Origin of the sequence: Actinoplanes awajinensis subsp. mycoplanecinus, from assembly GCF_001509495.1 — a bacterium.
GTDB lineage: Bacteria > Actinomycetota > Actinomycetes > Mycobacteriales > Micromonosporaceae > Actinoplanes > Actinoplanes palleronii.
On the sequence record NZ_LLZH01000281.1, the window covers coordinates 121,046 to 139,587 of the forward strand.

Here is an 18,542-nt window from a genome sequence, read left to right on the forward strand (position 1 = left end):
CGATCGGCCCGGCGGCCGCCTCAGCGGTCGTAGTGGAAGAGTTTGGCGGCCAGGTCGGTCATGACCTCGGTGGTGCCGGCGCCGATGCCGAGGATGCGGGTGTCGCGGTAGTGGCGTTCGACCTCGGACTCGCGCAGGTAGCCCATGCCGCCGTGCAGCTGGACCGCCTCGTCGACGACGTGTTTGCACGCCTCGACCGCGGCGTTCTTGGCCAGGCAGACCTCGCCAGCCACCCACTCGCCGGCGGCGTGCCGGGCCGCGACCCGCCGGGTGAAGGCGCGGGCCAGCTCGATCCGCTGGCGCATCTCGACCAGCTTGTGCCGGACCACCTGCCGGCTGATCAGCGGGCGGCCGAACGTCTCCCGCCGGCGCACGTGCGCCAGGGTCAGGTCGAGGCAGCGCTGGGCGATCGCGTAGCCGTGCACCGCCGTGACGATTCTTTCCGGTACGAACACCTGCCCGATCAGGGGGAACCCGCCGTTCTCCGGCCCGACCAGGTTCGCGGCCGGGACCCGGCAGTCGGTGAACGACAGCTCGGCGGTGTCCGAGCAGAGCCAGCCCATCTTGTCGAGTTTGCGGGAGACCGCGAAACCGGGCGTGCCGCGCTCGATCACCAGCAGGCTGATCCCGGCCGCGCCCGGGCCGCCGGTGCGGACCGCGGTGGTCACGAAGTCGGCGCGGGTGCCGGTGGTGATGAACAGCTTGGCGCCGTTGACCACGTAGTCGTCGCCGTCGCGGACCGCCGTGGTGCGCAGCGCGCCGACGTCCGACCCGGCGTCCGGCTCGGTGACGCCCAGCGAGCAGAGCTTCTCACCGGCCAGCGCCGGGCGGACGAACCGCTCGATCAGGCCGGGATCGCCGGTCGCGACCATGTGCGGCAGCGCGATGCCGTGGGTGAACAGCGCGGCGTGGCAGCCGGACGAGCCGCCCGCCTCCAGGAACGCCTCGGTGGCCACCACCATGTCGACCGTGTCGCCGCCGTCGCCACCGACCTGTTCCGGGAAGCTGACGGCGTAGAGGCCGGCCTTGGCCGCGCTGAGGTGCAGCTCACGGGGGATCTCGCCGGCGCGTTCCCAGTCGTCCAGGTGCGGGGTGATCTCCCGCTGGACGAACCGGGTCATCGACGCGCGCAACGTGACGCGTTCCGCGGTCTCGAACGGGTCCTCGTACATGGTCAGTGTCCCTTCGCGCGTTCGACGAGGGTGTCCGGGGCACGCCGCCCGAGCAGGACCGCGGCCGCCCGTTTCCACCGGCGGATCAGCAGTTCCCGACGGCCCAGCTCCCCGCTCACGATGCCGGTCATCACCAGGCCCGTCATCACCTCGAAAGTCATCTGTACGACGGTGGGCACCCGCGGATCCTCCCCGAGCAGCGCCACCCCCCGGTCGTGCAGCACCCCGAACACCTCCTTCTCCACCGGCATCAGCGCGGCCCGCAGCTCAGTGTCGGTACGGGCGGCGTTCCACAGCTCGAGCGCGGCCCAGAACAGCGGTGCGGAGAAGTGCCGCCAGACGATGTCGATGAACGCGTCCAGCTCGGCGCCGTCGCCGGGCACCGCGTCGAGCTCGGCGACCAGCGCGTCCAGCCGTCGCCGGGCGACGTGCTGGACCGAGGCGACCAGCAGGTCCACCTTGGTGGGGAAGTGGTGCAGCAGCGTGCCGCGGGGCACGTCGGCACGGGCCAGGACCTCGGCCGTGGTGGTCTCCGCGTAGCCGCGCTCGACCAGGGACTGGCACGTCGCGTCGAGGATCCGCTCTCGGGTGGCCTCGCTGCGCTGGGCCTGGGTCCGCCTCACGGCACTTACCGTACGACGTGACGGTTAGTGGCGTCCATGACCGAACTTTCCCGACCGTTTTCGGTCTTGTCGTGATGCAGGTCACTGAATTACCGTCACGCGAGACTGTTAAGAGGAGTCGATGCGTCTTCGCCGCCGATCCGTGCCCGCCGCACCGCCCGCCGTGCCGCCGCCGCGCGTGCTGGCCCGGCCGTGGGCGCTGTCCGTGGCGGTCGCCGCGCCGGTCGAGCGGGTGTTCGGCTATCTGGCGACGCCGGCCCGGATGGCGGACTGGCTGGTGATGCACACCGGCTGGCCGGCCGAGCCGCCGCCGGTGCTGTCGGCCGGGGTGCGGTTCGCCGAGCGGGTCAAGCTGATGGGTACGCCGGTCGAGGTGCGCTGGACGGTCGCCGGGGCGGACGGGCCGCGGTATCTCTGGCTGGACGGGACCGGGCCGATGGGCATCGAGGTCGGTGTCTACCTGTCGCTGGAAGCGGGCCCGGGTGGGGCCGGGGCGCTGGTGCGGCTGGACGGCGGGGTGCAGGGCGGGCCGACGGCGGGACCGCTCGGGCCGATGGTGGCGCGGAGTCTCGCGGACGCGCTGCGGAGTTCCTTGCGGCGGCTGGCGGCCGCTGATCTGCCGGCCGCCGCAGCGCCCGCGCCGCCCGGCGCCCGGAAAAAGCGCGAGAAGTCGGGAAAAATCCGGCATGAGCGGAGCGGGCGTGACCTCGACCCGTGGACCCCGGTCATCGTCGGCGTGGGCCAGGTCAGCGACCACACCACGGACGTCCGCAACGGCGACCCGGTGTCGCTCGCGGTCCGCGCCCTGCACCTCGCCGCACAGGACAGCGCCGCAGCAAGCGCGCCGGAAAGCGGCGCAGCGCGGTCCAGCGGCGCGGACGGCGGCGCGGGGCGCGGCAGCGCCGATCTCCTCAAGAACGCCGATACCGTCGGATGGGTGGCCAGTGTGTCCTGGCAATACCCCGACGGCGGGGCGCTCATCGCCGCGCAGGTCGGCGCCGCGCCACAGACCACCGTGCAGACCGGGCTCTTCGGCGGCGACGGCCCGCTCCGGCTGATCAACGACCTCGCCGCCGCGATCACCCGCGGCGAGACCACGATCGCCCTGATCGCCGGTGCCGAGGCCGCCGCCACCGCGGCCGCCGCCGAGCGCGCCGGCCGCCCGCTCGGCTGGCCCACCCAACCCGACGGCACGGCGCCCTCGCGCACCCTCGGCGCCGACCGCGAGCCGAACAACGCCGCGGAGACCGCCGCCGGCCTGATCTCCCCGCTGCACGTCTACGCCCTGATCGAGTCCGCACTCCGCGCCCGCCTCGGACTGTCCCAAAGTGATCACCTGAAGCGGATCACCGGGCTGTGGGCGCGCTTCGCCGAGGTCGCCGCGACCAACCCCTACGCCTGGTTGCGCCAGCCGCGCACCGCGACCGAGCTCGCCACCCCGGACGGCGGCAACCGCCCGGTCTGCGCGCCGTACACCAAACTGCTCACCGCGAACCTGCAGGTCAACCAGGCCGCCGGCCTGATCATGTGCAGCGCCGAGGCGGCCCGCGACGCCGGCGTCCCGCAGGACCGATGGATTTTTCCGTACGCCGGTGCGCACGCCGCCGACACCTGGTTCGTCACCGAACGCGCCGACCTGACCACCTCACCGGCCCTGCACGCGGTCGGCACGGCGGTCCTCGCGCACACCGGCCGGACCATCGGCGACGTCCGGCACCTGGATCTCTATGCCTGCTTCCCGTCCGCGGTCCAGATCGCCGCCGCCGAGCTGGGCCTGCCGATCGACGACCCGGACCGGCCGCTCACCGTGACCGGGGGACTGACCTTCGCCGGCGGGCCGGGCAACAACTACGCGAGTCACGCGGTGGCCACCCTGGTGCCGAGGCTGCGCGCCGACCCGGACGGAATCGGGCTCGCCACCGCGGTCGGCTGGTACCTCACCAAGCACGCCGCCACGGTGTTCTCCGCGTCGCCGCCGGACCGGCCGTTCCGCGACGTCAACGCCGGCCTGCGCCTGCACCGCCCCACCCGCGCGGTGCGCACCGGCGGCGCGGGGGTGCGGGAGGCCGGCACCGTCGTCTACCGCCGCGACGGTGAGCCGGAGGCCGGGATCGTCACGGAGATCCTCGACGACGGCAGCCGGGTGGTCCGCCGGGTCGATCCGGCCGGCGACGTGCAGCCGGAGGGCAAGCCGCTCCCGCCGCCCGGTGAGCCCGCGGTGCTGGTCGAGTGGCGGGGCCCGGTCACCGTGATCCGGCTCCGCGCGACGGCAACCGCCGAAGCCCTGCACCACGCGGTCGAGGACTTCGACGCCGACCCGGACGCCAAGGTCGCCGTCCTCGCGGGCCCGGCCCCGGCCGGCACGATCACGTTCGCCGCCGGCAAGCCGCTGATCGCCGCGGTCGAGGCCGCCGACGGCGGGGGAGCCGGCCTGGCCGCCGACCTGATCGTCGCCGCCGAGGACGCGCTGATCGGCGTCCCGGAGAGCGACGCCGACGACGCCGGGAGCGGGCTCCGGCGGCTGGCCGGCCTGCTGCCCCGCGCCCTCGCCATGGAACTGCTGCTCACCGGTGACCCGATCCCGGCCCGCCGCCTCCACGACCTCGGACTGATCAACCGGATCACCCCGGCCGGCACGGCGTACCGGACAGCTCTTGATCTCGCGGCCTCGATCGCCGCCCACCCGGCGGAGGCCCTGCTCCGTGCCCACCGCACCGTCGACGACCTCCGGCGAAAGGCCTGATCATGAGCACCCTGGAAAACCTGCGCGCGGTACTGCGGATGCACCAGATCGGCATCGTCAACCTGCTGCGCCCGGACCACCTGCTCGGTGCGGCGAAACGCAACGCCCGGCTCGGCCCGCAGGCCGCCCTGATCATGAAGGCGGCCGCCGAGCATCCCCACGCGCCGGCGCTCACCGACGAGCGCGGCACGCTCAACTACCGTCAGCTCGACGAGCAGTCGAACGCGCTGGCGCACGCCCTGCGCGAGCTGAACCTGCCGGAGCGCTCGGTGATCGGGGTGCTGGCCCGCGACCACCGCGGCCTGGTCCTGACGATCAGCGCCGCGGCCCGCGCCAACCTGCGCCTGGCCCTGATGAACACCGGCCTGGCGCCGCAGCAGTTCGCCGAGGTGGTGGCACGGGAGAACGTCCGCGCGGTGCTCTACGACAGCGAGTTCGCCCCGGTGATCGAGGCGCTGCCGGGTGACCTGCCGCGCTACCTGACCTGGGCCGACGAGGGCGCCGCCGACAAGACCATCGACATGCTGATCGCCGGCCGGCCGATCACCCCGCTGCCGATGCCGGAACGCCCGCCCGGCTTCATCATCCTGACCAGCGGCACCACCGGGCTGCCCAAGGGCGCTCCGCGCACCAAGGTGTCGCCGCTGGCCAGCGCCCTGATCGCGGACCGGATCCCGTTCCCCCGGCAGGGCGCGATCGTGGTCGCCTCGCCGCTGTTCCACAGCACCGGCTTCGGGGCCTGGACCGTCGGGTTGTCGCTCGCCGACCACGCCGTGCTGCTGCGCCGGTTCGACCCGGAGACCATCCTGCGGGCGATCGCCGAGCACCGGGCGCAGATGCTCGTCGCGATCCCGACCATGCTCACCCGGATCCTGGCGCTCGGCCCGGAGGTCATCGCCAAGTACGACACGTCGTCGCTGCGCTCGGTCTTCGTGGCCGGTTCCCCGCTCGCCCCGGAGCTGACCACCCGGTTCCAGGACACCTTCGGCGAGGTGATCTACAACGTGTACGGGTCGACCGAGGTGGCCGTCGCCTCGGTGGCCCAGCCCGCTGAGTCCCGCCGCGCGCCGGGCACGGTCGGCCGGCCGCCGGTCACCGTGCACGTCGGGCTCTACGACGACCAGGACGCCAAGATCACCCGGGCGCACGTCACCGGCCGGGTGTTCGTCCGCACCGGCATCCCGTTCGAGGGTTACACCGACGGCCAGCGCAAGCAGGTCATCGACGGTTTCATGGCCACCGGCGACCGCGGCCACCTGGACGACGCCGGCCTGCTCTACATCGACGGCCGCGACGACGACATGATCATCTCGGGTGGGGAGAACGTCTACCCGCTCGAGGTGGAGAACCTGCTGGCCGAACGCGACGACGTGGTCGAGGCCGCGGTGATCGGCGTCGACGACCCGGAGTTCGGCAGCCGGCTGCGCGCCTTCGTGGTGTCCACCCCGGACGCGGCGCAGGACCCGCAGGAGATCCGGGACTACGTCCGGGCGCTGCTGGCGCGCTACAAGGTGCCCCGCGACGTGATCTTCATCGACGAGCTGCCGCGCAACGCCACCGGCAAGGTGGTCCGCCGCGACCTGCCGTCCGGGCCGCTCTGAGCACTACTGCAGCAGCCGGCCGACCTCGCCGGCCCGGTCGCCCAGGCTGCGGCGCAGCACCTCGGCGATCTCGGGCGCCGGGCGCTGGGCGAGCACGGCCAGGATCTCGTCCAGGCCGGAGGTGAGCACGTCCATCCGCTCCGCGCTGCGGACCAGGTCGTTACGGGCCCAGCCACCCATCCGGAAGTCCTTCTTGCCGGTGGCCGGGTTGATCTCGACGTGGTTCCACGAGCCGGCGCCGACCGCTTTCTGCCCGCGATCGGACTCCAGGGCCTTGAGCACGGCGGCCATCACCTCGGCTTCGGTCATGTCGTCCTCCAAGAGTCCCCACGGGCGGGTGTCCCGCTCCTGCGCGGTGGTGTATCGGGCGGAGAAGTGCGCGTGCTCGGTGTGCGGGCTGGGGCCGGCGTAGTCCCGGGCGGCCCAGCCCCAGCTGCGCGACCAGACCTGCCGGTCGAAGATCACGTTCTGCAGCCGGTCGTCCTTGCCGGCCCGGTGCCGGCCGACGATGACCTGCACGGCCCGGGCCATCGTCCAGCCGGGCTTGCGCAGGTCGTCGTCGACGTCGATGGCGTGCACCTCGTTGACCCGGTCGGCGTCCTCGGACGGCGTGTTCCCGGTCTCGTCCGGATTGTGGTCCGAACTCGACCGGGCGTGCGCCGGATTGCCGATCGAGCCGTCCGAGGTGCGGTCGCGGTGCGGTGCGAGGGTGTCGAACTCGGTGCGCAACGACACCAGGCAGGGCACCAGAATCCAGTCGGCCACGGAACGAGGTTCTCCGCTCATCCGGTCACGGGCAACGATCAACCATCCGTACGGGTGGGTGAATCCGGTCCGGCGCTCCCGGCCGGGTACTCCAGCAGCGGCACCTCGCCGGCCCGCCACGCCGCCGCGACCGGCTCGACGATCCGCCAGCACTGCTCGGCGGCGTCGCCCCGCACCGAGAGCATCGGGTCGTTGTCGAACACCCCGCGCAGCACCTCGCCGTACGGCGGCAGGTCACCCGGGCCGAAGTCGACGTCCCAGGTCACCGGGTCCAGCTCGAACGGGTCGCCGGGGCCGTTCACGGTGAAGTCGAGCGCCAGCATGTCCGGCCCGAACCCGATCCGCAGCCGGTTCGGCGCGTCGTGCCCGTGCAGCCCGCCCGGCACCCGCGGCGCCGCCTTGAACGTGATGATCGCTTCCTTGCGGCTGTTCGCGACGGCCTTGCCGGACCGCAGCGTGAACGGGACACCGGCCCAGCGCCAGTTGTCCACGGCCAGGGTGACCTCGGCGAGCGTCTCGGTCTCGCGGGACGGGTCGACGCCCTTCTCCTCGGCGTACGCGGGAAGCTGTCTGCCGTTCAGTTCGCCGGCCGTGTACCGGGCCCGCACGCTGGACTCCTTGGCGTCGCCGCCCCAGAGCCGGGTGGCGCGCAGCGCCTCGGACGTCTTGTCACGGAACTCCTGCGGGTCGAGCGTGAGCGGCGCCTCCATGGTCAGCATCGCCAGGATCTGCAGCAGGTGGCTCTGGATCATGTCGGACATCGCGCCGGCGTGGTCGTAGTAGCCGGCCCGCCCCTCGAGCGCGAGGTCCTCGTCGAAGACGATCTTCACGCTCTCCACGTGCTCGGAGGTGAGCAGCGGCTCGAAGATCCGGTTGGCGAACCGCACGCCGAGGATGTTGAGCACCGTCGACTTGCCCAGGAAATGGTCCACCCGGTGCACCTGCTCCTCCGGCACCAGCCGGGTGAGCAGCCGGTTCAGCGAGGCGGCACTGCTCGCGCTGGTGCCGAACGGCTTCTCCAGCACCAGCCGGGTGCCCTCCGGCAGGTCCACCTCGGTCAGTGCCTCACACGCCTTCGCGGTGATCGCCGGCGGCAGCGCGAAGAAGATCACCGGCCGCTCGGCCCCGTCCAGCAGCCGCCGCAGGTCCTCGGCCTTGGTCACGTCGGCCTGCGCGTACGTGCTCTCCTCGATGACCTTCGCGGCCTGCTCCGCCGTGCCGTGGTCGCCGAACGCGTCGACGACCCGCTTGCGCCAATGCTCCGCGTCCCACGCGTCCATCCCGGCGCCGACGAGCGTCAGCGGCGGCGCGTCCCCGGCCGCCAGCAGCGCGCCCAGCCCGGGCAGCAGCAGCCGCGCGGTCAGGTCCCCGGAGGCACCCAGGATGAGCAGAGTCTGCGCGTCATTCGTCATGCGCCTCGCTTGCCCCGCCACCCCCAAGATCAAAACCATTCTCCGGTACGAAGGGACAGGTCCCCCACCGCAACGCCCGGTCCCGCCCGCACGACGCGATCGCCGCCGCCCCTCCCGATCGCTGAGCGCCCGCCGGGGTGTAGCGGCCCCTCCCGGACCGCCCGCACCACCCCGGCGCACGCGCAGCGGTCTGGGGTGGCTGGGCGTCGCGTTGATGGCCCGGGACGGTCACGCTGCGTTTGGGGACGGCCCAGGTCGTACGATTTAAGGTTGTTTAAGGTTTTGACCTGGACAAACGGTTGACCCGGCATCGACCTCCTGCTTTATTGGCAAGTAACTTGCCAATTCCCCCCGGCGAGTGAATCCCTATCGCATCGAGGTTTCCCCATGCGCAAGCGCACCCTGCTGGCCCTCGCCGTGTCGACCGTGATCGTCGGCGGGCTCGGCGTCGCCGGTATCACCACCGCGTCGGCGGCCGCCACCCTCGACCCCACCGTGGCGCCCGGCGGCAACTTCGACCTGTCGGTCTGGCAGTTGCAGCTGCCGACCGGCTCGCCCGGCAAGCCGGACACCATCTCGCCCGCGCAGCTCAAGGGCGCGAACGGCTACAGCAACCCGACCTACTTCTGGACCGACAAGAACGACGGCTCGATGACCTTCTGGGCGCCGGAGAAGGGCGTCACCACGCCCAACTCCAACTACGCCCGGTCCGAGTTCCGGGAGATGAACACCAACGGCAGCGCCGCGGACTGGACCCTGTCCGGCAACCACACGCTCACCGCGCAGCTGCGGATCCCGTCGGTGACCAAGAACGTCGCGGTCGGCCAGGTGCACCTCGGCTCCGGCGGCACGTCGACCAAGCCGCTGCTGGAGCTCTACTACCGGCCGAACGGCGACATCTACCTGGGCACCGAGAACTCACCGGCCGGCGGGCAGACCCTGCACAAGGTCGGGAACGTGGCGCTCGGTGTGAAGTGGACCTACGTCATCAACGTGACCGGCAACACCATCAACCTGACCGTGAACGGGACGAGGACCAGCTACGCGATCCCGTCCTCGTTCAACCCGTACCGGCAGTACTTCAAGGCCGGCTCGTACAACCAGTCCTCGTCGGAGAGCACCAGCAACGGCGCGAAGGTGAAGTTCTACAGCCTCACCGTCAAGCACAGCTGACCGTTCCTCACCGCAGCCGGCGCGCCCGCTGGACCGCAGGAGCGATCAACTCCTGGACCAGGGCGGGCCGGCCGTCGGTGGTCTCCCACCCGGTGTCGGCGACCATCACCAGCACCCGGCCGGCCGCGGCGACCGCCACGTGCACGTCCGTGGTCACCACGTCGCCGTCGTGCCGGAACCGCCGGCGCAGCCGCAGCAGCAGCGAATCCGGGCCGGCCACGTCCCGGCCGGTGATCGACCACAGGTGACCGCCGCCGTCGACGACCAGGTGCTGCTCCAGTGAGGCGCGCAGGTCGCGCAGGTACCGGGCGGGGTCGTCCGGTCCGTGCACGGACAGGTACTCCAGGACCAGGGTGGGCCGGTCGTCGACGGTCACCACCGCGGACATCGCCCGCTCGGCGACGACCGTCCCGGCCAGCGGCGACGCGCTGCTCAGATCGGGCCGGGGCGGGCACAGCCCGGCCCATCGGTCGCCGGTCACCGCGGTGCCGGTCGCGCCACGCAGGTCGGCGGGCTGCAGCATGGCCGCGTCCGGGACGGGCGCCGGCGCGGTGGTGTTCCGCAGCTCGAGGGTGAACGCGCCGACCCGGCTCAGCACGCTGGACAGGCTGGCGTGGATCGCCGGGGCGCGGTGCCCGGGTGACGCCGGCTCCGGACGGGACGGCCCGCGCTGCGTCGGGAACGGGATGATCGGCATGTCGGGCTCCGGTACGGGGGGTTCTCGCATGAGGTGGCGCCGATCACTGATCCGTGGCGCGGGAACCGCAGGACGCACAAAACTGCAGGTCAGCGGTTCGGGAATGCCGAACCCTAGCATGGAAAACGACATCGGAGCCGATGGTGATCCGGCTCATCCCGGTGATCCGGTCAGTCCGGGAGAATCGGACGGTGAGCCACGAGCGGTTACTGACTTTCGTCCTTGCCGGCTTCGTCGTGCTGGTGATGGTGCGCTGGGTCGCCGAACGCACCGGCCTGCCCTCCGCCGCCCTGCTCACCCTGGCCGGCATCGGCTATTCCCTGCTGCCCGGCCAGAACGTCGTCCTCAACCCCGAGTTCGTGCTGACCTACCTGATCCCGCCGCTGCTCTACAGCGCGGCGCTGGACTCCTCGCTGCTGGCGATCCGCCGCAACCTGGTCACCGTGATCGGGCTCTCCGTGCTGCTGGTGCTGATCACCGCGTTGACGATCGGCGCCGGGTTCGCCTGGTTCGTCGGCGGGGCGACCCTCGCGGCCGGGGTGACGATCGGTGCGGCGGTGGCGCCGCACGACCCGGGTGTCGCGCTCGGGGTCGCCCGCCGGTCCGGGCTGCCGGTCCGGCTGGTCACCGTGATCCAGGGGGAGGGGCTGCTCAACGACGCCACCGCGCTGACCCTGCTCAGCGTCGCGATCACCGCGGCGGCCGGGCACGGGTTCTCCGGACCGGCCGCGCTGGGCCGGCTCCTGCTCGCCGCGGCCGGTGGGATCGTGGCCGGCGCGCTCGTCGCGTACGGCGTGCGCCGGTTGCGCCACCTGGCCCGGGACCCGCTCACCGCCAACGCGATCTCGCTGGCCACGCCGTTCGCCGCGTACCTGCTGGCCGAGTGGGCGGGCGTCTCCGGCGTGCTGGCGGTCGTGGTGACCGGGCTGATCGTCGGGCACGACGCGCCGCGGTGGGCCTCCGGCGCGAGCCGGTTGCAGACCAGCGCCGTCTGGCGGCTCGTCGACTTCCTGCTGGAGGGCATGATCTTCCTGCTGATCGGCCAGCAGCTGCCGGCCATCCTGCGTGACCTGCGGCAGTACGACGCGGCCGTCATCCTCCCGGCCGTGGCGGTCACCGTCGGGGTGGTCCTGGTGTCCCGGCCACTGTGGCTGCTCGCCACGCACACCCTGCCGGCCCGGCTCGGCTGGCGTTCCGGCGCACTCACCGGCCGCGAGGTGATCGCGCTCAGCTGGACCGGCACCCGCGGGGTGATCAGCCTGGTGGCCGTGCTCGCCGTGCCGCTGACCACCGTGGACGGTTCGCCGTTCCCGCTGCGCGACCTGCTGGTGTTCTGCACCCTGACCGCGGTGCTGGTCACCCTGCTCGGGCAGGGCCTGACGCTCGCCCCGCTGGTGCGCCTGCTCGGGTTGCACGCCAGCCCGGACGACCAGGCGGCGCTGCGCAACGAGGCCCGCTCGGCGTCGGTGCACGCCGCCCTGATCCGGCTGGGCGAGCTCGGCGCCCAGGAACCGGAGCTCGACCCGCGGCAGATCGCGCAGATGCGGGAGGCCCTGCAGGTCCGGTTACGCCGGTACGAGGGCCGGATCGAGTCGCTGCGGACCACCGGCGCGGAGATCGAGGGTCATGCCGAGGGCTACGAGACCCGCGCCTGGCTGCGGCACGTCACCATCGACGCGCAGCGGGAGGAACTGCTGCGCTGGCGCGACGCCGGCCGGCTGCCGGACGCCGGCCTGCGGGTGCTGGAACGCGAGCTGGACCATGAGGAAAGAATGCTGCCACCTGGTTGACAATTGAGCGCCGAACCGGGATACGTGCTAGTTTCGGCCCGCCTTGGTTTTGGCACGCATTTTCCGCGGCGCGCCGGCGTTGCGCTTCGCGATCGTCGGAAAGGCACCATCGAAATGATCATTCCGAAGCACCTCATCCTGTCCGAACTGCGTGGTCGTGGCCTGTCACACCGCGCGGATTTCGTCGACAAGCAACTGCCCGACGACGTCGACACCCAGAAGCACGGCGGGCTGCTCTCCACCCTGCAGCTGGACCTCGACGCGCTGATGGCGAAGGCACCGGAGCAGAAGTCCGGCGACGCCTGACCGTCAGACCGGCGCCGCGGTGACCGCGGGCTCGCTCGACCAGGGGAAATTGATCCACTTGTCGGTGCGGGCCCAGACGTAGTCGCACCGCACCCCGGAGTGCGGCTTCTCGTAGATCACCGCGGTGCGCACGGTGGCCGCGTGCCCGGCGCAGAAGTCGCGGACCAGCTTCAGCGTCGCGCCGGTGTCGGCCACGTCGTCGACGATCGCCTGCGCCAGTTCCCGCCCCACCCGGCCGAAACCGTCCCAGGTCAGCGTCTCCCGCTCGGTCATTCGCGCTCCCGTTCACCCGATCTTGCGGCAAACCCTAACCCGGCCCCTCACGCGTGAGAACGTCAGAGGACAGGGCCGGACGGCCCGGAGGAGGCGATCGCGATGATCACGGTGCCCGCCGGGAGCACCCTCACCCTGCGCTGCCCGGACATGGAGGCGATCCCGCTGGTCTGCCTGTCCGAGGTCCGCGCGCCGTTCCTCGCCGAGCTGCCGCCGATGCCGGTGCTCAGCCTCGACGAGCCGGGCACCCGCCGGTACGGCATCCTCGAGCTGGCCAGCAGCGCCGGCGTCACCTGGGTCGAGGCGGAACTGCGCGACGGGCTGATCACCGTGCTCGGTGACACCCCGGCCGGCGTGGTCCAGCGGCGGGACTCGCCGCGGCGGCCCGGGTCGTACCCGGCGACCGGCACCGCGCAGGTCGACACCGGCACCACCCAGCGCCTGGTGGCCCTCTCCGGGCACGTCCAGGACGTCTCCACCAGCGGCCTGCTGCTGCGCGCCACCGCCGACGACGCCAGCCCGCACCTGCCGTCCGCGATCCTGCGCACCCTGCTGCACGTCAGCATGCCGTGGGGGGAGATGAACGCCGCCATCACCACCGTCGACCAGCGTTCCGACCGGTTGCGTGGCACGTTCGAGTGGATCGATCCGGGCGACGCCCGCGCTCTTGCCGCGTTCGTCACCGGAAGCTGACTACTACGACGGCCCCAGGTTTCCTATTATCGGGGGGTGCCCCCTGAGAAGCCCCGCGAAGACCGGCTCGATGCCCGCCATGCGGAGCTCGAGCGGTGGGAGGGCGCCCTGGCACAGCGGGAGTGGGCGGTCGAGGAGCGCGAGCGCCTGGTCGGCGTCCGGGAGCGGGTGGCCGACGAGCAGAGCCGGGCCGCCGACGAGCGTGAGGCCCGGGCCAACGAGCGCGAGGTCGTCCAGTCGGCCCGGGAACGAGTCCTCGACCAGCGGGAGCTGGACACCGCCGGTGCCGACCCGATCGAGGGAATCGAGGACGCGTTCGCCCGCGAGGTGGCCCGGCTGGACCGCAGCAACGCGTTCCTGGACCGGTCCCGCGCGGCCGTCGAGCGCGCCCAGGCCCGGCTGGAGGGCCTGCGCCAGCACCGGGACACGCACTGAATGATCGGCATGACGGTTCCCGGACGGGGCATGAGATGACCATGACCTGGCTGGAATTCGCGTTGCTGCACACCTCGGCGCCGACCACCGTGCGGGTCTCGGCCCGGCACGGCGACCGGTTCGCCGAACCCACCCTGGTCGGCCCGTGCGTGGTCGACCACCGCCGGACGATCGTGTTCTGCCCGCCGGACGCCGACGTCCCGCCGGGCTCGCTGGTCACCCTGCCGACCGGCCGGACCACCCGGGTCCGGTCCGCCTGTCACCTGGACGCGCACGGCTACCGGCTGCCCGGCCACCTGCAGCTCGACCTGGAGTGACGCGCCGGCGTCAGAGCGGCTCGGCCGCCTTGCGCTCGGAGCGCCGGCGCCGGTCCCGGACGTAGATCACCGAGGTCTTGCCGCGCTCGGTGGGCCGCCGTTCCGACTCGAACAGCCCGGTGGTCAGCAGCAGATCGCTGAGCTTGGTGTAACCCCAGTTGCGAGCGTCGAAGTCGGGGCTCTGCTTGGTCAGGATGTGCCCGACGGCCGCGAGCGCCGCCCAGCCGTCGTCGTCGGACGCCGCCTCGACCGCGTTGCGCAGCTTGTTGACGAGCGCGCTGTCCGATTTCAATTGTGCGGCGGGCAGTGGCGGACGCGGAGCGGCGGGTGTGTCGGCCGGCTCGATCGGGCTGTGGTGCACGGCCAGGTTCTCGGTGTAGATGAACTTGTCGCAGGCCGCCACGAACGGTTTCGGCGTCTTGCGTTCACCGAAGCCGTACACGGTCAGCCCGGACTCCCGGATCCGCGCGGCCAGCCGGGTGAAGTCGCTGTCGCTGGACACGATGCAGAAACCGTCGAGCCGCCCGGAGTACAGCAGATCCATGGCATCGATGACCATCGCCGCGTCGGTCGCGTTCTTGCCGGTCGTGTACGCGAACTGCTGGATCGGCTGGATGCTGTAGGCCAGCAGATGTTCCTTCCAGCCGCGCAGGTTCGTCCCGGTCCAGTCGCCGTAGGCCCGCTTGACGTGCGCGGTGCCGTATTTCGCGACCTCCGCGAGCAGCCCTTCGACGATGGCCGGCTGCGCGTTGTCCGCGTCGACCAGCACCGCCAACCGGGCGATCTCGTTGCTGCTGATACTCATCGGCCCTCCCGCCACCGGGTCCGACACTACCCATCAGACCGCGACAGATCACTGCCGCAGACCCTTTCGGTACGACCTGGCGGCCGTCACAGAAGCAGCGGCCCGCTCCCGGGCCTCCACGCGACGCCCGGCCCGCACCGGGCCGCGACGCCCCGCCGGGCCGGATCCGGTGGTCCCGGCGGCCCTCGTTTTAGTGCATTGACGTTTCTAAATTGTTGCCGTAGGTTGGCTCGGAAAGCGCATTCCTGCACCTCAAGACTTGCTCCAACGTCGTACTTCCTGGTTCCGGCTGCTAGCCCAGCCGTCGGCGCATCGACCCGAGAGCGCCGCCGGTCACCTGGTGGCCGGGCCGAACCAGTCGAGGTCGACAGCTCCGGCGATCGCCTGCATACCCTTGTCGCCAGGGTGCAGGTGGTCGCCGGAGTCGTTCACCGCCAAGAACCGGGTCGGGTCGGCCGGGTCCTGGGTCGCGGTGTCCTGGGCGAGTACCTGGTCGCAGCCGCTCTCCGGGCTGCGCACGAACGCGTTGTAGGCGGTCCGCCCCTGCTCACCCCGGGCCGACCAGTACCCCGCGCGCTCGAACGGCGTCAGCGTCGAGCAGATCACCCGGATGTCCGCCGCGTGCGCGCGGGCGATCAGCTGCTTCAGCACCGCGATGATCTGGTCGCTGGTGACCGGCTTGCGGCTGCCCAGGTCGTTCAGCGGGTCGTCGGAGATGAGCACCCACGCCACCCCGGTGCGGTCCAGCACGTCGCGCTGGAAGCGTTTCGGCGCGCTCTCGCCGCGGCCGTCCTTGCCGTTCTTGGTCAGCCGGTTGCCGCTGATCCCGGTGTTGACCACACCGAACGTACGGCCGGAGGCCCGCAGCCGGTCGGCGAGCAGGTCCGGCCAGCGCAGGTTGGCCCCGGGCGTGGAGCCCCGCCCGTCGGTGATCGACGCGCCGAACGCCACGACGGTGCCGGCCGCCTCCTGGTTCACCACGTCCAGGGCGGTCAGGAAGAAGTAGCTGCTCACCGCGGTGGCGCCGCTGATCGTGGTCGCGGCGGCCTGGTCACCCGTACCGATGAAGTTGGTCTGCGTCCCGAGCGGATGCCGGGTCGTCTCGCCGGTCGCGGCCGGGAGGTAGACGCTGACCGCGAGATCGGTGTCGGCCGCGACGGCGAACTCCGCCCGGTCGCTGACCACCGAGGCGCCCGGTGCGAGCGTCACCGTGGTCTTCCCGCCGAAGGTCACCGCGGTGTCGGTGACCGGGTCGATGGCCGCGTCCTTCACCCGCTGGGCGATCCGCACCCCGCCGAGGACCAGCGGCTGCGTCCCGAACGCGTTGGAGATCTTCAGCCGGGCGCCGTCCCCGCCGACGCTGGTGTGCACGATCTGCCGCAGCGTCTGCTTGGCGAACGCCTGCCCGCCGTCGGTCATCGCCACACCCCAGGTCGCCACCCAGGCCGGTCCGGCCGGCGCCGACGGCGAGGCGCCCGCCGAGGGCGGTGCCGAGGCTCCGGACGCGTACGGCGGTGCCGTGTTGCATGCGGTGAGCAGCAAGATCGTGCTACCGGCCACCCAGGCAGCAGGAATCGACCGCATGAAACCCCCGTGTTCACTTCGTCCGCGCTTCGCGGAACATCCTCACATTCGACCTTGTGTGCGGGCTGTCAACACCAGAGATTCATGGCATTCGGCACGTCCGGCGGGCTCCACGGCGATCGGACGGAGGCTCGCACCAATCCGCTCGAGCGACCGCTCCGAATCCATGGTGATCAAGAAAGTCGAACCCCCCTCGTCTGGAGCCCGCCCGTGAAACTCGCCCGCACCCTGCTCGCCGTGCCCGCCGCCGCCGCGATCCTGTTCGCCGTGCCGAGCGCCGCGTTCGCCGACGAGAGCGTCCACGTCAAGCTCGACGCCCTGAACCACTCCGGCGCGTCCGGCGCCGCGACCCTGACCGCGCTGTCCAACGGGGACCTGAAGATCAGCATCCGGTCGACCGGCCTGGTCCCGAACGCGCCGCACGCCCAGCACCTGCACGGCTCCACCGAGGGCATGGACTTCCACTGCCCGGACATGTCGGCCGACAAGGACGGCAACGGCTACGTCAGCACCGAGGAGGGCATGCCGGACTACGGCGACATCTTCGTCTCGCTGACCACCAAGGGCGACACCACCCCGAAGAGCGGCCTGGCCGTCGACCGGATGCCGACGGCCGACGCCAAGGGCAACCTCTCCTACGACCGCACCATCCCGGGCGCCGAGCTGCCCGCGGGCACGATCACGCACCTCAAGGACCTGCACGTGGTCGAGCACGGCATCGACGCGAACAAGAACGGCAAGTACGACCTGGCCGGCCTCGGCGAGTCCACGCTGGCCAAGGCGGCCGGCCTGAAGGGCATCCCGGAGGAGGTCACCGACCCGGCGGTCTGCGGCATGGTGGCCGGCGCGGCGGTCGGCTCGGTGCCGGTCGGCGGCGTCGCCACCGGTGACGGCAGCACCCGCCACGACTCCACCCCCATGTACGCGCTCGGCGGGGTCGCCCTGCTCGGCGCGGCCGGCGTCTTCCTGGCCCGCCGCCGCCTCACCGGCCAGAGCTGAGCCGGTCCGATGACCGACGCCGAGGGAACCGAGCCGGCCGTGGCCGGCGCTGACCACCCCGCACCGGCGGCGACGAAGGCCGGCAGTCGCTGGGGGCGTTATGCGCTCCCGGCGGCGGTCCTGGTGCTCGCCGCGGTCGGGATCACCGCCCTGGTCACCGGCGCGCGGGAGCAGCCGCACCAGCCACCGCTCGCCGCGTCGGTCGTCGGCGCGGCCCCGCCGGAGGGTGCCGTGACCCCCGCGGGCACCGCGCCGTCCGCCGGTGCCGCCGCCACCTCGACCGCCGCCGGTGGCACCCTGACCGTCGGCCCGCTGATGAGCACGTCGGTGCCCACCCGGGTGGTCATCCCGGCCCTCGACGTCGACGTGCCGCTGACCGGTCTCGGACTGCAGGCCGACGGTGCGATGCAGGTCCCGACGGACGCCAAGACCGTCGGCTGGTACACCCGGGCGCCCACGCCTGGCGCCCTCGGCCCGGCGGTGCTCGCCGGGCACGTCGACTTCAAGAACAAGCCGGGCACGTTCAACAAGCTCACCGACCTGAAGGCCGGCGACTCGATCAACGTGGACCGCGCGGACGGCAGCATGGCGATGTTCCGCGTCGTCAAGGTCGACCGCTACGCCAAGGACCGGTTCCCGACCGACGCGGTCTACGGCGCGATCAACCGCGCCGGCCTGCGCCTGATCACCTGCGGCGGCGACTTCGACAGCGCCGCCGGCCACTACGAGGACAACATCGTCGTCTACGCGGACCTGGCGATGGCCCACCCCGCGTGACCCACCGGAACCACCCGTCCCCGTGTTGATCCCCCGCCGGGATCCGGGAGATCCACGGGACGGGAGGTCAGGGCCGGGCGATGCGGCGGCATCGCCCGGCCTTGACCGTTTTCCCCTGATCGTTCTCAGCCCGGTGGCTGGCCGTTTCGGCTGGCAGACGGCAGTGCGGCGCAGCCGTTTTCGCCCGGGTCTTTCAACCCGGCAGCGGGCGGAGCGGCCGGACCGTTGTCGTCCTGGTCGTTTTCAGCCTGGCAGCCAACGGCTCGGCCCGGCCATTTCAAGCCGGCGGCGGGGCGGTGCGAGCACGCAATCGACGACTGCGTGCTCCTGTCGCCCCCAGGTGGGCTGCAAACGTCCGCATAACCCGATCGCGTGCC

Annotated in this window: 18 protein-coding genes; 10 read left to right on the top strand and 8 right to left on the bottom strand. The window is 72.0% G+C overall.

The features are described from left to right. Positions 1–20 precede the first annotated feature (20 nt). Positions 21–1,172: an acyl-CoA dehydrogenase family protein gene (locus tag ADL15_RS29120; RefSeq protein WP_067697856.1), complete on the bottom strand. Its 1,152-nt coding sequence runs from the start codon at positions 1,170–1,172 to the stop codon at positions 21–23. A gap of 2 nt (positions 1,173–1,174) precedes the next feature. Then, a complete protein-coding gene (locus ADL15_RS29125; protein WP_067697858.1) occupies positions 1,175–1,795 on the bottom strand; it encodes a TetR/AcrR family transcriptional regulator in 621 nt (206 codons plus the stop codon). Positions 1,796–1,916: 121 nt separating this feature from the next. On the opposite strand from ADL15_RS29125, the gene ADL15_RS29130 reads away from it, so the two are divergent. Beyond that, positions 1,917–4,538, top strand: coding sequence for a type II toxin-antitoxin system Rv0910 family toxin (locus tag ADL15_RS29130; protein ID WP_067697860.1), 2,622 nt, complete (start codon positions 1,917–1,919; stop codon positions 4,536–4,538). A 2-nt stretch (positions 4,539–4,540) separates the two neighbouring features. Beyond that, a complete protein-coding gene (locus ADL15_RS29135; protein WP_067697862.1) occupies positions 4,541–6,139 on the top strand; it encodes an AMP-binding protein in 1,599 nt (532 codons plus the stop codon). A gap of 3 nt (positions 6,140–6,142) precedes the next feature. Here ADL15_RS29135 and ADL15_RS29140 read toward each other — a convergent pair whose 3' ends face one another. After that, on the bottom strand, positions 6,143–6,904 hold the full coding sequence (locus ADL15_RS29140) for a hypothetical protein (protein WP_067697864.1): 762 nt from the start codon (positions 6,902–6,904) through the stop codon (positions 6,143–6,145). A gap of 38 nt (positions 6,905–6,942) precedes the next feature. Continuing rightward, a complete protein-coding gene (locus ADL15_RS29145) occupies positions 6,943–8,316 on the bottom strand; it encodes a glucose-6-phosphate dehydrogenase (protein WP_083971874.1) in 1,374 nt (457 codons plus the stop codon). A 387-nt stretch (positions 8,317–8,703) separates the two neighbouring features. On the opposite strand from ADL15_RS29145, the gene ADL15_RS29150 reads away from it, so the two are divergent. Then, positions 8,704–9,489 (top strand): polysaccharide lyase family 7 protein, encoded by a 786-nt coding sequence (locus ADL15_RS29150; protein WP_067697868.1) that lies wholly within the window; start codon positions 8,704–8,706, stop codon positions 9,487–9,489. A 7-nt stretch (positions 9,490–9,496) separates the two neighbouring features. On the opposite strand, the gene ADL15_RS29155 is transcribed toward ADL15_RS29150, so the two are convergent. Further along, positions 9,497–10,186: a hypothetical protein gene (locus ADL15_RS29155; protein ID WP_067697870.1), complete on the bottom strand. Its 690-nt coding sequence runs from the start codon at positions 10,184–10,186 to the stop codon at positions 9,497–9,499. A gap of 191 nt (positions 10,187–10,377) precedes the next feature. On the opposite strand from ADL15_RS29155, the gene ADL15_RS29160 reads away from it, so the two are divergent. Both ADL15_RS29160 and ADL15_RS29165 read left to right on the top strand, forming a co-directional pair. After that, positions 10,378–11,976 (top strand): Na+/H+ antiporter, encoded by a 1,599-nt coding sequence (locus tag ADL15_RS29160; protein ID WP_269748390.1) that lies wholly within the window; start codon positions 10,378–10,380, stop codon positions 11,974–11,976. A 114-nt stretch (positions 11,977–12,090) separates the two neighbouring features. Next, positions 12,091–12,282: a hypothetical protein gene (locus ADL15_RS29165; RefSeq protein ID WP_067697874.1), complete on the top strand. Its 192-nt coding sequence runs from the start codon at positions 12,091–12,093 to the stop codon at positions 12,280–12,282. 3 nt (positions 12,283–12,285) lie between these two features. Here ADL15_RS29165 and ADL15_RS29170 read toward each other — a convergent pair whose 3' ends face one another. Then, positions 12,286–12,555, bottom strand: coding sequence for a phosphoribosyltransferase (locus ADL15_RS29170; protein WP_083971876.1), 270 nt, complete (start codon positions 12,553–12,555; stop codon positions 12,286–12,288). A gap of 102 nt (positions 12,556–12,657) precedes the next feature. On the opposite strand from ADL15_RS29170, the gene ADL15_RS29175 reads away from it, so the two are divergent. Genes ADL15_RS29175 through ADL15_RS29185 form a run of 3 tightly spaced genes read left to right on the top strand, consistent with a single transcriptional unit; the run spans position 12,658 to position 14,000 of the window. Then, complete coding sequence (locus ADL15_RS29175) at positions 12,658–13,248, top strand: hypothetical protein (protein WP_067697876.1); 591 nt, start codon at positions 12,658–12,660, stop codon at positions 13,246–13,248. A 36-nt stretch (positions 13,249–13,284) separates the two neighbouring features. Further along, complete coding sequence (locus tag ADL15_RS29180) at positions 13,285–13,683, top strand: hypothetical protein (protein ID WP_067697878.1); 399 nt, start codon at positions 13,285–13,287, stop codon at positions 13,681–13,683. Positions 13,684–13,724: 41 nt separating this feature from the next. Continuing rightward, the gene (locus tag ADL15_RS29185) at positions 13,725–14,000 is read left to right on the top strand and encodes a hypothetical protein (protein WP_157441675.1); all 276 of its coding nucleotides are present in this window, start codon (positions 13,725–13,727) and stop codon (positions 13,998–14,000) included. A 10-nt stretch (positions 14,001–14,010) separates the two neighbouring features. Here ADL15_RS29185 and ADL15_RS29190 read toward each other — a convergent pair whose 3' ends face one another. After that, positions 14,011–14,805, bottom strand: coding sequence for an NYN domain-containing protein (locus tag ADL15_RS29190; protein ID WP_067697883.1), 795 nt, complete (start codon positions 14,803–14,805; stop codon positions 14,011–14,013). Positions 14,806–15,138: 333 nt separating this feature from the next. Beyond that, positions 15,139–16,389 (bottom strand): GDSL-type esterase/lipase family protein, encoded by a 1,251-nt coding sequence (locus tag ADL15_RS29195; protein ID WP_083971877.1) that lies wholly within the window; start codon positions 16,387–16,389, stop codon positions 15,139–15,141. 210 nt (positions 16,390–16,599) lie between these two features. Here ADL15_RS29195 and ADL15_RS29200 point away from each other — a divergent pair, with 210 nt between their 5' ends. Beyond that, entirely contained in the window at positions 16,600–17,388 is a 789-nt protein-coding gene (locus tag ADL15_RS29200) for an LPXTG cell wall anchor domain-containing protein (protein ID WP_067697885.1), read from the top strand. A gap of 9 nt (positions 17,389–17,397) precedes the next feature. Beyond that, complete coding sequence (locus tag ADL15_RS29205) at positions 17,398–18,165, top strand: class F sortase (protein WP_083971879.1); 768 nt, start codon at positions 17,398–17,400, stop codon at positions 18,163–18,165. Positions 18,166–18,542 lie beyond the last annotated feature (377 nt).

Coding starts and splice junctions, on each gene's coding strand:
- ADL15_RS29155 (WP_067697870.1), bottom strand. CDS start 10,186: ATGCCGATCATCCCGTTCCCGACGCAGCGCGGGCCGTCCCGTCCGGAG.
- ADL15_RS29190 (WP_067697883.1), bottom strand. CDS start 14,805: ATGAGTATCAGCAGCAACGAGATCGCCCGGTTGGCGGTGCTGGTCGAC.
- ADL15_RS29130 (WP_067697860.1), top strand. CDS start 1,917: ATGCGTCTTCGCCGCCGATCCGTGCCCGCCGCACCGCCCGCCGTGCCG.
- ADL15_RS29120 (WP_067697856.1), bottom strand. CDS start 1,172: ATGTACGAGGACCCGTTCGAGACCGCGGAACGCGTCACGTTGCGCGCG.
- ADL15_RS29135 (WP_067697862.1), top strand. CDS start 4,541: ATGAGCACCCTGGAAAACCTGCGCGCGGTACTGCGGATGCACCAGATC.
- ADL15_RS29150 (WP_067697868.1), top strand. CDS start 8,704: ATGCGCAAGCGCACCCTGCTGGCCCTCGCCGTGTCGACCGTGATCGTC.
- ADL15_RS29170 (WP_083971876.1), bottom strand. CDS start 12,555: ATGACCGAGCGGGAGACGCTGACCTGGGACGGTTTCGGCCGGGTGGGG.
- ADL15_RS29205 (WP_083971879.1), top strand. CDS start 17,398: ATGACCGACGCCGAGGGAACCGAGCCGGCCGTGGCCGGCGCTGACCAC.
- ADL15_RS29185 (WP_157441675.1), top strand. CDS start 13,725: ATGACCTGGCTGGAATTCGCGTTGCTGCACACCTCGGCGCCGACCACC.
- ADL15_RS29145 (WP_083971874.1), bottom strand. CDS start 8,316: ATGACGAATGACGCGCAGACTCTGCTCATCCTGGGTGCCTCCGGGGAC.
- ADL15_RS29195 (WP_083971877.1), bottom strand. CDS start 16,389: ATGCGGTCGATTCCTGCTGCCTGGGTGGCCGGTAGCACGATCTTGCTG.
- ADL15_RS29165 (WP_067697874.1), top strand. CDS start 12,091: ATGATCATTCCGAAGCACCTCATCCTGTCCGAACTGCGTGGTCGTGGC.
- ADL15_RS29175 (WP_067697876.1), top strand. CDS start 12,658: ATGATCACGGTGCCCGCCGGGAGCACCCTCACCCTGCGCTGCCCGGAC.